This is a genomic window from Acidobacteriota bacterium (assembly GCA_018268895.1).
In the GTDB taxonomy this organism is placed as follows: Bacteria; Acidobacteriota; Terriglobia; order Terriglobales; family Acidobacteriaceae; genus Edaphobacter.
In genome coordinates this window covers 1,276,895-1,290,501 of sequence record JAFDVP010000001.1, presented here as the reverse complement: position 1 = coordinate 1,290,501, position 13,607 = coordinate 1,276,895, and the positions used below count along the sequence as shown (strand labels likewise).

The window sequence follows — 13,607 nt, the reverse complement described above, 5'->3', positions numbered from 1 at the left end:
TTACCTGAAAACAAATATATTATTGAACCTTACCGCCCGAACTTTTGGCGTCCCTGCATCTGGCTCATCATTCTTTGCTGGGCCTTGATGCCTCCGCCTGAGCCCATGGTTTTGAAGACCTTTCGCATCTGGGCGTATTGGCGTAGGAGGTTGTTGACGTCCTGGACGGTGGTTCCGGAGCCACGGGCGATGCGTTTGCGCCGGTTGCCATTGATGATCTCGTGGTCGGCGCGTTCTTTCTTCGTCATCGAGTTGATGATGGATTCGACGCGGGTGAACTGGCCTTCGTCGACGTTGTCGATGGCCTGCGACATTCCGGCGAAGGGGCCGACGGAGGGGAGCATCTTGAGGATGGACTTCATGGAGCCCATCTTTTTGATCTGACGGAGCTGGTCGCGGAAGTCCTCGAGGGTGAAGCCGTCGCCGGTGAGGGCCTTCTTGGCGAAGGCTTCGGCCTTGCCCTTGTCGAGGGTGGATTCGGCGCGCTCGAGCAGGGTGGCGATGTCGCCGTGGCCCATGATGCGGGAGACGATGCGGTCGGGGTGGAAGGGCTCGAAGGCGTCGGGCTTTTCGCCGGTGCCGAGGAACTTGATGGGCTGGCCGGTGATGTTGCGGATGGAGAGGGCAGCGCCGCCGCGGGCGTCGCCGTCCATCTTGGTGAGGATGGCTCCGGTGATGGCGAGGCGGTCGTTGAAGGCCTTGGCGGAGTTGACTGCGTCCTGGCCGGTCATGGCGTCGGCGACGAAGAGGATCTCGGAGGGGGAGAGGAGCTTTTTGAGCTGCGCCATCTCGTCCATGAGGGCCTGGTCGATGCCGAGGCGGCCGGCGGTGTCGACGATGAGCATGTCGCAGCCGAAGTTGGCGGCCTCGCGTTTGGCTTCGCGGGCGAGACGGAGGACGTCGTCGGTGCCGTGTGTGGTTGAGGGGTCGAGTTTGCCTTCGTAGAGCTGCGCGTTGATGGACTGGGCGACGACCTTTAGCTGCTCGCGGGCGGCGGGGCGGTAGACGTCGACGGAGACGAGCATGGGGCGGTGGCCGGCCTTCTTGAGCCACTGGGCGAGCTTGGCGGAGGTGGTGGTTTTACCGGAGCCCTGCAAGCCGGCCATGAGGATGACGGAGGGCGGCTGCGAGGCCTTCTGGAAGCGCGCGGTGTCCTTGCCGAGGATGTTGACGAGCTCGTCGTGGACGATCTTGACGAGCTGCTCGGTGGGGGAGAGGGCAGTGGCGACGAGCGAGCCCATGGCGCGAGTGCGGATGTGCTCGATGATCTGGTCGACGACGGCGAGGTTCACGTCGGACTCGATGAGGGCGATGCGAATCTCGCGGAGGGCGTCGGAGACGTTCTCGTCGGTGATGGTTCCCTGGCCGCGGAGGTTTTTGAAGGAGCGCTGGAGCTTATCGGAAAGATTCTCGAACATGACTGCCTTCCAGTTTACCAGTGGCGATTGAGCCGGTCCGCGCTTTGCGCGAATGTCCTGCCTTAGCGGCGATAAAGCCGTTGCGAAGATGGGGCGCCCGATCTTCGCGGGACAGGAGAAAGTTTCGACTATGTTGTGCGGGGGCCGGTGAGAGGTTTGTCGCGGGAGAGGAAGGTCATGGAGAGATAGGCTCCGATCCAGGAGCCTGCGGCGGCGAAGACGACGTAGAGCCAGTGGTGGGTGTAGCTGATGACGGCGAAGGCGGAGAGGAGATACCAGATGCTGCTCCAGGTGGCGGCCGGGATGCGGCGGCGCGAGGAGACGGCGGCGTTGAACAGGACGTAGACGGCGTCGGTGGCGGCGGTGGAGGCGGCTACTCCGAGTGCGAGCCAGGGGTCGATGGGCGTCATGAGTAACCTCACGCGGGATGAGTTAGAGAGAGCATCATGGTAAGTCATCAAGATGGATGCGTCGTCGCGCCCGGAGCGTTTGGCCAGGATGCGGCGATGTTTGGCGCAAGAGCGCGCCAAGCATCGCTCAGGATGACACCCCGGTTGCTTTCCGAAGACGCATTTCAGATTCACACGCTTGTTGCGAAAGATTTGCGAGGGGTGCGTGGGAGGGTTCGTAGCTAGGTGGGTACGGGGCGTAGTCTGTGCGGCGTTGGTGTGTGTCCGCGCAACGATAATGAGGTCATGCAGGAACAGGGCGAGAGTACGGGGAACGTACGGATTGTGCGCGAGTATGTGACGTATCTGCGTGTGGAGAAGGGAATGCGTCCAGCGACGTGCGAGGCATACCGGCGCGATATTGAGCAGTTTGCGGAGCATGTTGAGGGGCGCGATGGTCTGTTGGTGGGAGCGCGGCAGGCGGATGTGAGCGGATTTATGGAGGGGCTGCGCGGGCATGGGGTGGAGTCGCGGTCGATTGCGCGGAAGCTGAGCGCGCTACGCGGGTTCTATCGCTGGCTGCTGATGGACAAGAAGATTACGCATGATCCCACGGTGAATGTGGAGTCGCCGTCGAGCTGGAAGATTCTGCCGAAGAGCCTTGCGGAGAGCGATGTGACGGTGATGCTGGACCGGACGGGAACGGCGGCCCGTGCGGCGGATGCGGATGGGTTATCGCTGCGCGACCATGCGATTCTCGAGCTGCTTTACGCAGGGGGTCTGCGGGTTTCGGAGATATGCGGACTGCATGTCGAGGACTTGAATCTCGATGCCGGCCGCGCGCTGGTTCGAGGCAAAGGGGACAAGGAGCGCATTGTTCCTCTGGGGCGTGCGGCGGTCGAGGCGCTGGAGATGTATTTGAAGCTGGGAAGACCGGAGCTGGTGAACGGGGCGATGCAGCGGGCGTTGTTTCTGAGTGTGAGGGGCAAGCCTCTGACGCGGCAGTGGGTTTGGGAGATGGTGCGGGCGGCTTCTCCGACCGGGACGAAAGCGAGTCCTCACAAGCTGCGGCATAGCTGCGCGACGCACATGGTGGAGCATGGCGCGGACCTGAGAAGCGTACAGACACTGCTTGGTCATGCGGACATTGCGACGACGCAGGTGTATACGCATGTGGCGCTGGGGCGGCTGAAGCAGGTGCATCGGATGCATCATCCGCGGGGGCGACGACGGGCGAATGCGGGGTGAACACCGTGTTTGGCGCGAAGGCTACATCCGGCTTCGCCAGATATGGGCACCCGGTTTTGCGGCTAAGCGCAGCAACAACGAGATACAGGGATCCTTCACTTCGTTCAGGATGATGAGATAACGATGGAACAGGTGAGTGAGTTTGCGAGGTTGGCGGAGCGTTTTCTTTCGATGCTGGCGAACGAGCGTGGAGCGTCGGAGCATACGGTGCGGGCGTATGCGCGGGAGGTGCGTAACTTCACCGCCTATCTGGAAGAGCTGCTGGGCAAGGACGCCAAGGTAAAGACTGTCGAGCACCTGCATATTCGAGCGTATCTGGGGGTGCTCTATCAGCGCGGGCTGACGAAGGCGAGCGCGGCGCGGGCGCTGGCAGCAGTGCGGAGCTGGTTCAAGTGGATGGCGAAGGAGGGTGTGGTGGAGCAGAACCCTGCGCTGCTGGTGAGCACGCCGAAGCTGCCGAAGCACCTTCCGCGTGTACCGAGCGCGGAGGAGGTGAACCGCGTGCTCAATTCGCTTGAAAAGCCTGGTACCCGAACAAAGGCGAAGAAGCTATCTGCGGAAGATGTGGGTGCGGTGGCGTGGCCGGAGCGCGACCGTGTGATCTTTGAGCTGCTGTATGGCTGCGGGATTCGCAACTCGGAGCTGGTAGGGCTGAACGTGGACAGCGTGAAGTGGGGAGACGATGCGATTCTGGTTCGCGGCAAAGGGAAGAAGGAGAGGCTTGTTCCCCTGGGCGATGAAGCGGCGATCGCATTGCGGGAGTATCTTCCGGCACGCGAGGCCCGGCTGATCACAGCGGGTAAAGGAGCGAAGGTGCACGGCGGGCCGTTGCTGACGAACCTCCGCATGAGGGGAGATTGCAGGCTGACGACGCGGAGCGTGGGAAGGATCGTGAAGGCCATTGCTCTCAGCCGGGGACTGGCGGCGGACGTTCATCCGCACACGCTGCGTCATGCGTTTGGGACGCACATGCTGGAGGAGGGGGCGGACCTGCGCGCGATCCAGGAGATGCTGGGGCACGAACGTCTGTCGACTACGCAGCGTTATACGCAACTGACGGTTGGTCAAGTGCAGCGTGTGTATGACGAGACTCATCCCCGGGCGAAATAGAGCATGGGTCAGGCTGTAGGCCGGTCTGCGCGGGAACTGCCGCGAGATAGGGAAAGAAGATAGAGAAGACAGTGCCACTGTGGGCGGGAGACTGGCTGCTCCGCACGGAGATGCGCCCTTTGTGGTTCTGAACGATCTGCCGGGTGACCCAAAGACCGAGGCCTGTGCCGGCCGATCCTTTTGTAGTGTAGAAGGGATCGAAGAGACGGCTCTGGGTTGCCTGTGTCATTCCCGAGCCGGTGTCGGCGACGGTGAGCCTGATTCCCTGAGTGCCGGATGTTGTGCTTGTTGCCGGACGAATACGGAGGACCAGACGGCCTTTCGACGCCATGGCGTCGAGCGCGTTGCCGATGAGGTTTGCCAGGATCTGCCGCATTTCACCCGGATGGCAGAGCAGGGGCGAGGCAGCGAGGTAGGCGGTTTCAACAGAGACATTGGAGAGGAGCAGTCTTCCGGCGTGGAGTGCGAGGGCGTTCTCTGCGGCGGTTGCCAGGTCCTCGAATGCAGGTTGGGTTGCAGTGCGGAAGAAACTGAGGGTCTGCGAGACGATGCGGGTGACGCGAGTGAGCTCGCTCTGGGCGAGTTGGAGATAGGCGCGTCCCGGTTCGGAGATTGGTTCCTGCTGGAGGAGGAAGAGCAGGTTGGTGATGGCCTCGAGAGGATTGTTGATCTCGTGGGCGATGCTGGCGGACATGCGTCCGGCGAGGGCGAGTTTGTCGGCGTTGCGAAGTGCCTGTTCAGCGTGATGCGAGGCGGTGATGTCGCGAGCGATCTTTGAGGCGCCGACGATTTTGCCGGAGGAGTCGTATACGGGAGAGACCGTGAGAGAGACGAAGATGTCGGAGGAGTCTTTATGGCGACGCCAGGTCTCGTAGTGGTCGACGCGCTGGCCGAGACGGATCTTGCGAAGGACGTTTGCGGCGTCGTCTTTTGCCGTGGCGGAGGTGAGGACCGAGGTGGGTCGCCCGATGGCCTCGACAGCGGAGTAGCCGAATATCTTTTCTGCTCCGGCGTTCCAACTGGTGATTTTGCCGTCGAGAGTACAACTGACGATGGCGTCGTCGGAGCTTTCGACGATGGAGGAAAGAAGGGCGGAGCTATCGTCAGTCTTGTGATGCCGCTTTGGCAGCAGCCGCGGTGAAGGGACGTGCTCCTCGCGGAGTTTCTTGCCTTTGCCACCGGCTGTTTTTCGAGAAGAACCAGGTTTCCGTTGCCCGGCCTTCGATGGTTGCCTATGTGTCACTGCCCGCCCCCGCTTCTGTCTTTAGGATGCAGGTTTCTGCGTAAAGGCTAGATGGAGGTGGAAATAGAGGTTTTGGGGGGAGGAGGACGAGGCGATTCAGTAGCGAGGAACTGCGGGGTCGATGAAGCGGGACCAACGATCGATTCCTCCGGCGAGGGATTGGACGTGGTCGAAGCCCTGATTGCGCAGCCACATGGTGACGGAGAGCGACCTCATGCCGTGATGGCAGAGGACGACGATGGGCTGGTCGGGGTCGAGTTCCTGGTGGGAGCGGGAGGGGACATCGCCCATGGGCATCAATTTGGCCTCGGGGAGGCTGGCGGCGTGAGCCTCCCATGGCTCGCGGACGTCTAATAAGAGGGGAGCTTTGTCCTGTTTGCGGAGCTCGGCATACGCCTCTGCGGTGATTTCGGGTTCCAGCATGAGATAAGAATAACTTGGAGATGGTGCCGGGGGAGGGCGACCGGTCGACTTGCCATGCGATGCCATGGGAATCGGGACGAAAAACAGGGGATTTCGCGTTTTTGTGGGGTGATTGGGAGGCGTCCCAGGGGGTATCTATTGAGGCGCTCCGGGCGATACACTTTAAGTTTGAAGCATCCAATTGGACATCCGGCTCAAGGTGGTCCCAAAAGATGACAGGAAAGCAGGGACAGGTTTGGAAAGAGTTTTAATCGTCGAAGATGAGATCCATGCGCGCACGGGGCTGACCGAGCTGATCGAGAGCTGGGGATACCGGGCTGAAGGCGCAGCGGATGGGGCTGAGGGGCTGGAGAAGGTGTCCTCGTGGAAGCCTGCCATTGTGGTGACGGACCTGAAGATGCCCCGGATGGATGGCATGGAGCTTCTGCGGCGCATCGGCGAGCTGCCGGAGCGGATTGCGGTGGTGATGATGACGGCGCAGGGGTCGATCGAGTCGGCGGTGGAGGCGATGCGTATCGGCGCTTACGACTATGTGCCGAAGCCGGTTGACCCGATGCGGCTGCGGACGATTCTACAGAACGCCAGCCTGCAACACGACACGGATGCGGACACGGAGTTCGAGGCGAAGAAGCGCAAGCAGCGCGATACGGGCATGCTGGGGCCGCTGGTGGGCACGTCGCAGAAGATGAAGCAGATCTTCTCGCTGATTGAGCGTGTGGCGCCTTCAAACGTAAGCGTTCTGGTAACCGGGGAGAGCGGTACGGGCAAGGAGCTTGTGGCGCGTGCGCTGCACGAACTGAGCTCGCGGCGCAACAAGCCGTTTGTGGCGGTGAACTGCGCGGCGATTCCCGAGACGCTGATCGAGAGCGAGATCTTCGGGCATGAGAAGGGCGCATTTACGGGCGCGCTGGAGCGCAGGGCGGGCTGCTTTGAGCTGGCGGAGGAGGGAACCCTGCTGCTGGACGAGATTGGCGAGATGCCGGCCGCGACGCAGGCGAAGCTGTTGCGCGTGCTGGAGAACAGAACGCTGCGCAGGCTTGGCAGCAAGGTCGAAACGCCGGTGGATGTGCGTGTAGTCGCCGCAACGAATAAAGACCCGGAGGCTGCGGTTGCCGCGGGTGAACTGCGTGGCGACCTGTACTACCGGTTGAATGTGTTCAATATCCAGATGCCGCCGCTGCGCGAGCATGTGGAGGATATTGGCGCGATTGCGCAGAAGATGATCACGGACATGAACGAGCGTCACAACTGCTCGGTGACAGGAGTGAAGGACACCCTGCTGAAGCGGATGGAGGCTTATAGCTGGCCGGGCAATGTGCGCGAGCTTCGCAACACGATAGAGCGGGCCACGATTCTGGCTGGGACGGGAATGCTGAGCGTGGAGCATCTGCCGCCTCATTTTGGCGAGCCGGGGTTTGCTCCTGTGTTGACGAAGAGCGGGCGGTTTGCGGTTCCGGAGAGCATCTCGGACAGCGGGACGGTGCGTTTGAGCGCGGTGGACAAGTATCTGGAGGACCAGAACACGGTCCGTGTCGAGGTTGGCACGACGGTGGACGAGGCTGAGCGCCAGCTTATTCTGAAGACGTTGCTGTCGACGCACAATAACAAGACAAAGGCTGCGGAGATACTTGGAATAAGTTCAAAGACTTTGCAGAACAAGTTAAAGGAATACTCGAATAATTCTGCTCTGGTGGACTAGCGATGCGCCTGAAGACGAAGCTGGTGGTATCGGCTACGGGGCTGACGTTTGCGATTGTTGCGGTGCTGTCGACGTTATTCGTCGGTGAGCTGCTGCGGCAGAGGATCGAGCAGACGGCTGCAGCCAACGACGTGCTTGCGCACGAAGTGGTGCTGATGACGCGCCAGGCGGTGGAGACGGGACTTCGCGCCAATCCTCCTTCCGATGGGACGGACCAGGCCTTCGATGCGGCGGTGAGGGACGCTCTGCGGAGCCATCTGCCATTGGGCGACATCATGAATGCCATCGTGCGCTACTCGCCGACGGTGCAGGATGTGAGCGTGGTGGACGCTCACGGAGTAGCGGTGGTGAGCACCGATCCCGATGGAGTGAACCAGCGGATAGGACGTCGCAGCAGCCTGGATATCCTGCAGACGGGAAGCGTCGCATTTCAGATTCGGCAGGTGTTCGGTAAGCCGCGGGTATTGGATACGGTGCAGGCGCTGGACCGCAATGGGCAGCCGTTTCTGGTCGTGCATGTGGGGGTGCGCTCGACGTTTCTGAAGAACTCGTATGAGCCATGGCTGCGGGCGGCGGCGCTGTTTGCGCTGCTGGCGGCGGTGGCCGCGATGATGTTTGCCGCGCTGCTGGCTAACCTGGCGTTGCAGCCGATTGAGTCGATCAGCAGGCAGCTTGAGAAACTATCGCTGCAACAGGGAGTGAAGCCGTCGCTGGAGGAGTCGAATGAATCGGACAGCGATGCGGTGGTGAGGGTATCGCAGACAATCGACCGTCTGGGAGAACAAATTCGCACCAAGGAGGCCGGATATACGGCGCTACAGGCAAACCTTAACCAGATGCTGGATACGCTGCGCGACGGCGTGCTGATGTTCACGGAAGACCATCGGGCAGTGATGGTGTCGGATGCGGTGGCGTACTTTTTGAACCGTTCCGAAGGCGAGTTGGTGGGCAAGCAGTTGGAGGAGATCTTTGAGCCGGATACGGCGCTGGGAGCTGCTGTGTTGAGCGCGTTCGCGAGCGGCGACCAGGTGAGCGCGGAGCGAGTGACGCTGGAGGATGGAAGGCAGGTGCAGATCTCGCTGGACCGCATCGACGATGGACTGGGCGGCGGAAGCATGGGAACGCTGCTGACGCTGCGCGATATTGAGTCGATGATGCAGCTGGGACAGGAGCTTGAGATTGCACGGAGACTGGCGGCGATTGGAAGGCTTACCGCCGGTGTCGGCCACGAGGTGAAGAACCCTATCAATGCCATGGTGGTGCATCTGGAGCTATTGAAGGGCAAGCTGAATGCCGCGGGGCCGGAGGCGTTTGGCGGGGCCCAGCGGCATGTCGACATTCTGGCAAACGAGATGCAGCGGCTGGACCGCGTGGTGCAGACGCTCGCAGACTTCTCACGGCCGATGGAGCTGACGTTGAAGGAGCACGACCTGAGGCGGGTGATCGGGGCCGTTGTGGAGCTGGCTTCGGCCGAGATGCAGGAGAATGGGGTCCGCGTGCTGGTGGACGCGCCGGCGGATCCGGTGTTGGTTAGAGTGGATGCAGAGTTGGTGCGTCAGGCGGTGCTGAACCTGCTTCTGAACGGAATGCAGGCCATGCCCGACGGCGGAACGGTGAGAGTGACGGTTCGGAGAGACCACCAATTCAGCGTGGTCGAGATTATGGACCAGGGCGTCGGGATACCTGCGGATGTGCTTCCACGGATATTTGAACTTTATTTCACAACAAAACCTCGCGGAAGCGGAATCGGATTGGCGCTGACGTACCGTATTCTGCAAATACATGGCGGCGCGCTCGATGTGCGATCGAACCCAGACCCTGCAGCAGCCGATCGAGGGACAACATTCACGCTGCGATTGCCGATGGCGGCAGGATCGGCAACAGAGACAAGGAAGGCCACGCTGGGAGCCAGGAGCAGAGCCGTAGGAGAGCACGTTTGATGCACGGTACGACATTACGAGACATACGGGCCGCCGTTGTAAGTGCGGGGCTCCTGTGTGGCTTATTCGGGTGCCATCATAAGGCAGTCGTTCCTCCCCTGCCACAGATTACCCAGCCGGTGGACCTGGAGACTCCTCCACCAGTGGACCACCCTGCGATGGTGGAGGTTCCGCAGATCAAGCTACCCCCCGTGCCCTATGCGTCGGCGGCCTCAAAGATCAAGCGGGAGCGGCGCAGAAGGGCGCCGCAGGTTGTGGCGGTTCCCCCGGGGACGATTGCCCAGCCCAATGGGGATGCGCCAGCGACCTCAACATCGCCGGCACCGGAGGTGGCAAAGATTGGCTCGCTGTCTTCTGGCGGCGATACCAGCCCGAGAGCACAGCAGGAGGCGGCCGGGCTGATTGCGGCGAATGAGAAGCGCATCAGCGGATTTTCCGCGCAGAAGATCGAAGAGCAGAAGGCGCAACTTAGTACAGTAAGGAATTTCCAGCGTCAGGCGCAGGAGGCGTTGACCTCAGGCGATACTGAAGGAGCGAAGACGCTGGCGACGAAGGCCAAGCTGCTGCTGGATGATATCGACAAGCTGTAGGGAAAAAGCAGATTCCTCCGCGTCGCCGCGGGATGACACAGTTAATTATTAGGCGGCAGCGCACGAAACACTGTCGCTTTCGTGCTTTTGGTGGCTGCTTAGATCAATCTAGATCAATATTCCGTCAGGAGTAGTCTTCCAGAGTGGATTATGTCGCGCTTACAGCGCGCAGGGCCTTGATGGGCATTCCTTACCTGGGCCTTTCGGCCCAGGCTGAATATGTCGGGCCCTTGGCCCTCATCCGAGGAAAAATGCTCTAGGGAAGGTCTGATTAAGTATCCGAACATTCCCTCAGCGGCTAAAGCCGCATTGCAGACAAGCCACTTGCGGCACGGCTGAAGAGCCTGCCCTTAGCGCAGTCGAACGGGTGCCCTTAACAAAACCGGACTTAATCAGAGGTTCGCTAGGCGTCTGCGCCGTGGCACTTTTTGAATTTTTTGCCGGAACCGCATGGGCATGGATCGTTGCGTCCGACCTTTTCGCCGGTGACGCGGGGTGTGTTGCCGTTGTTTGCGGCGGCTCCTCCTGCGGCACGGGCGAGATCGAGCTCGCGCTGCTTTTTGCGCTGGAACTCGCGCTCGAGCTCGTCGATGGTGGTTGAAGGCGCGCGGGTTGGGATGGGTACGGGAGCATGCTGCGGAGCGTGCGCGGCCTCGGAGGCGAGGGCGGGTTGAGCGGGTGGAGCATCGATCGGGGCCGATCCGCCATAACCGTGAGGGAGCTGGTCGAGGCTCTCGATGGGGGTCCCGTCGGGACCGATGATCTGCATGCGGAAGAGGTGGCGAACAGTATCTTCCTGGAAGCGGAGCATCATGGCCTCGAACATCTCGAAGGACTCTTTTTTGTAGGCGACGAGCGGGTCCTGCTGGGCGTAGCCGCGCAGGCCGATGCCTTCCTTGAGGTGGTCCATCTGGAGGAGATGGTCCTTCCAGAGGCCGTCGAGGACAGAGAGCATCACGACGCGCTCGTGATAGCGCATGGCCTGTGCGCCGAGGATCTTTTCCTTGACCTCGTAACGGGCGCGCAGGTTCTCGAAGATGGCTTCGCCCAGCTCGTGACGGCTGAGGTTGGTGACGTCGATCTCCTTTTCGAGATGAGCACCGAAAAGGTCATAAAGCTGCGAGAAGAGTGCTTCTGTCTTCCACTCTTCGGGGTGCGCTTTTTCAGGCGCGTTCTCGTCAAGTACGTTGGAGAGGATGGTGGAGAGATAGTCGTCGGTGATGAGCTGCTTCTGGTCGACGCCTTCCATCAACTGCTTACGCAGGCCGTAGACGGCCTCGCGCTGTTTGTTCATGACGTCGTCGTACTCGAGGACGTGCTTGCGGGATTCGAAGTTCTGGGTTTCGACGGCCTTCTGCGCGGCTTCGATGCGGCGGGAGATCATGCCGCTCTCGATGGGAACGCCCTCTTCCATGCCGAGGCGCTGGAGCAGAGTGGAGACCCATTCGCGGGCAAAGATGCGCATGAGGTCGTCTTCGAGTGAGAGGTAGAAGCGCGAGGCACCGGGGTCGCCCTGGCGTCCGGCGCGTCCTCGAAGCTGGTTGTCGACGCGGCGCGACTCGTGGCGCTCGGTGCCGATGATGTGAAGGCCACCGGAGGCGATTACGGCGTCGTGTTCCTTGTCCGCGGCAGTGGAGTGGGCGGCAACCGCTGCGTCCCAAGCCTCCTGCGTGGTCTCAAACTCCTGCGAAGAGTAATAGAAGCGGAACATGCCGGGGCCTGCGACGGGAGAGATGGCTCCCTCGGCGTCGGAGACGGCACGGGCCTGCGACTTGCGGACGAGATCCTGGCGGGCGATGAAGTCGGAGTTGCCGCCGAGGAGGATGTCGGTACCGCGACCGGCCATGTTGGTCGCGATGGTGACCATGCCGAGGCGTCCGGCCTGGGCGACGATCTCGGCTTCCTTCTCGTGGAACTTGGCGTTAAGGACGACGTGGCGAACACTCTTGCGCTTGAGGATGTCAGAGAGCAGCTCGGACTTCTCGATGCTGGTGGTCCCGACGAGGACTGGTTGACGCTGCTCGTGCAGACGCGCAATCTCGTCGGCAACGGCGAAGTACTTTTCTTTCGCGGTGCGGTAGACGACGTCGGGGTACTCGATGCGCAGCATCTTGCGATTGGTGGGGATGACGACGATGTCGAGCTTGTAGATCTTGTCGAACTCGGCGGCTTCGGTCTCGGCGGTTCCGGTCATTCCGCTGAGCTTCTTGTACATGCGGAAGTAGTTCTGGAAGGTGATGGTGGCGAGCGTCTGGTCTTCCTTGCGGATGGAGACGCCTTCCTTGGCTTCGACGGCCTGGTGCAATCCATCGGACCAGCGGCGGCCGGGCATGAGGCGGCCGGTGAACTCGTCGACGATGATGACTTCGCCCTCTTTGACGACGTACTCGACGTCGCGCTTGTAGAGGGAGTGCGCCTTGATGGCGACCTCGACGTGGTGCTTGAGGTCCCAGTTCTCGGGGTCGGCGATGTTGCCGATGCCGAGGAGCTTCTCGATCTTCTCCCAGCCCTCGTCGGTGACGGTGATGGCGCGGGCCTTTTCGTCGATGACGAAGTCGCCGGTCCAGGTCTTGGTCTCGAGGGTCTCGATCAGCTCGCCCTGCTCGAGCTGCGGAATGATGACGTTGACGCGGGCGTACTTGTCGGTGGTCTGGTCGGTGGGGCCGGAGATGATGAGCGGGGTGCGGGCCTCGTCGATGAGGATGGAGTCGACCTCGTCGACGATGCAGTAGTAGTGTCCACGCTGGACCTGGTCGGCAATCTCGAACTTCATGTTGTCGCGCAGGTAGTCGAAGCCGAACTCGTTGTTGGTGCCGTAGGTGATGTCGGCGCCGTAGGCGGCGCGGCGCTGGGCGTCGTCGAGGTCATGGACGATGACGCCGACGGAGAGACCGAGGAAGCCGTAGATCTTGCCCATCCACTCGGCGTCGCGCTTGGCGAGATAGTCGTTGACGGTGACGACGTGGACGCCGCGGCCGGCGAGGGCGTTGAGGTAGCAGGGAAGCGTGGCGACGAGGGTCTTACCTTCGCCGGTCTTCATTTCGGAGATCTTGCCGGAGTGCAGAACGATGCCGCCGATAAGCTGCACGTCGAAGTGACGCATCTGGACGACGCGACGGCCGGCCTCGCGGACGACGGCGAAGGCTTCTGGGAGTATCTGGTCGAGGGCTTCTTTTTCAGCAGCCTGGATGCGGTCCTGATCTTCTTTTCGGGAATCGTCATCGGAAGCCCCTGCGACGGTGATGGCGGCATTGCCACTTCCGTACGATCCTCCGGCTGCTTCGACGGCTTTGCGAATCCGCTCGCGAAACTCGGCAGTCTTGTTGCGCAACTGTTCGTCGGTCAGGGCCTGCATCGCCGGCTCAAGAGAGTTGATCTCGGAGACGATAGGCATCAGGCGCTTAACAGCGCGATCGTTACTGGTACCAAAGACTTTTGCTACGACTGAGTTGAACAAAACTTGTGTCCTTCGTGGGGGCGCAATCCGACCCATTAACAGTGTAAATGGTTCTGATGCAGACGGGTGGGGCGGGAACCGGAGCCTGTA

At 61.3% G+C, this 13,607-nt stretch carries 10 protein-coding genes; 5 read left to right on the top strand and 5 right to left on the bottom strand.

Features of this window, described 5'->3' with window-relative positions:
- Positions 1-29: 29 nt before the first annotated feature.
- Together ffh and JSS95_05580 are read right to left on the bottom strand one after the other, a co-directional pair.
- Positions 30-1,418, bottom strand: coding sequence for a signal recognition particle protein (gene ffh, locus JSS95_05585; protein ID MBS1799279.1), 1,389 nt, complete (start codon positions 1,416-1,418; stop codon positions 30-32).
- Positions 1,419-1,546: 128 nt separating this feature from the next.
- Complete coding sequence (locus JSS95_05580; protein MBS1799278.1) at positions 1,547-1,828, bottom strand: hypothetical protein; 282 nt, start codon at positions 1,826-1,828, stop codon at positions 1,547-1,549.
- Positions 1,829-2,113: 285 nt separating this feature from the next.
- Here JSS95_05580 and JSS95_05575 point away from each other — a divergent pair, with 285 nt between their 5' ends.
- On the top strand, positions 2,114-3,055 hold the full coding sequence (locus JSS95_05575) for a tyrosine recombinase XerD (protein ID MBS1799277.1): 942 nt from the start codon (positions 2,114-2,116) through the stop codon (positions 3,053-3,055).
- Between the two features lie 123 nt (positions 3,056-3,178).
- A complete protein-coding gene (locus tag JSS95_05570) occupies positions 3,179-4,165 on the top strand; it encodes a tyrosine-type recombinase/integrase (GenBank protein MBS1799276.1) in 987 nt (328 codons plus the stop codon).
- Here the strand turns inward: JSS95_05570 and JSS95_05565 are convergent.
- Entirely contained in the window at positions 4,089-5,408 is a 1,320-nt protein-coding gene (locus JSS95_05565; protein MBS1799275.1) for a PAS domain S-box protein, read from the bottom strand. The two genes, JSS95_05570 and JSS95_05565, sit on opposite strands and share 77 nt — an antisense overlap.
- Positions 5,409-5,504: 96 nt before the next feature.
- Positions 5,505-5,831, bottom strand: a complete 327-nt coding sequence (locus JSS95_05560) for a sulfurtransferase (protein MBS1799274.1) — start codon at positions 5,829-5,831, stop codon at positions 5,505-5,507.
- Between the two features lie 235 nt (positions 5,832-6,066).
- On the opposite strand from JSS95_05560, the gene JSS95_05555 reads away from it, so the two are divergent.
- From JSS95_05555 to JSS95_05545, 3 genes are read left to right on the top strand one after another with little or no spacing between them, the layout of a single operon-like run.
- Positions 6,067-7,530 carry a sigma-54-dependent Fis family transcriptional regulator gene (locus JSS95_05555; GenBank protein ID MBS1799273.1) on the top strand — a complete coding sequence of 488 codons (1,464 nt, stop codon included), beginning with the start codon at positions 6,067-6,069 and terminating at the stop codon, positions 7,528-7,530.
- Positions 7,531-7,532: 2 nt separating this feature from the next.
- Positions 7,533-9,470, top strand: coding sequence for a PAS domain-containing protein (locus JSS95_05550; protein ID MBS1799272.1), 1,938 nt, complete (start codon positions 7,533-7,535; stop codon positions 9,468-9,470).
- Positions 9,470-10,060, top strand: coding sequence for a hypothetical protein (locus JSS95_05545; GenBank protein ID MBS1799271.1), 591 nt, complete (start codon positions 9,470-9,472; stop codon positions 10,058-10,060). The genes JSS95_05550 and JSS95_05545 overlap by 1 nt, the downstream gene beginning before the upstream one ends.
- Before the next feature lie 403 nt (positions 10,061-10,463).
- Here the strand turns inward: JSS95_05545 and secA are convergent, their stop codons facing one another.
- Entirely contained in the window at positions 10,464-13,517 is a 3,054-nt protein-coding gene (gene secA, locus JSS95_05540; GenBank protein ID MBS1799270.1) for a preprotein translocase subunit SecA, read from the bottom strand.
- Positions 13,518-13,607 lie beyond the last annotated feature (90 nt).

What these genes read in the sequence shown, in the direction of transcription:
- JSS95_05575 (MBS1799277.1), top strand. Translation starts at nt 2,114, where the DNA reads ATGCAGGAACAGGGCGAGAGTACGGGGAACGTACGGATTGTGCGCGAG.
- JSS95_05580 (MBS1799278.1), bottom strand. Translation starts at nt 1,828, where the DNA reads ATGACGCCCATCGACCCCTGGCTCGCACTCGGAGTAGCCGCCTCCACC.
- ffh (MBS1799279.1), bottom strand. Translation starts at nt 1,418, where the DNA reads ATGTTCGAGAATCTTTCCGATAAGCTCCAGCGCTCCTTCAAAAACCTC.
- JSS95_05570 (MBS1799276.1), top strand. Translation starts at nt 3,179, where the DNA reads ATGGAACAGGTGAGTGAGTTTGCGAGGTTGGCGGAGCGTTTTCTTTCG.
- JSS95_05560 (MBS1799274.1), bottom strand. Translation starts at nt 5,831, where the DNA reads ATGCTGGAACCCGAAATCACCGCAGAGGCGTATGCCGAGCTCCGCAAA.
- JSS95_05550 (MBS1799272.1), top strand. Translation starts at nt 7,533, where the DNA reads ATGCGCCTGAAGACGAAGCTGGTGGTATCGGCTACGGGGCTGACGTTT.
- JSS95_05545 (MBS1799271.1), top strand. Translation starts at nt 9,470, where the DNA reads ATGCACGGTACGACATTACGAGACATACGGGCCGCCGTTGTAAGTGCG.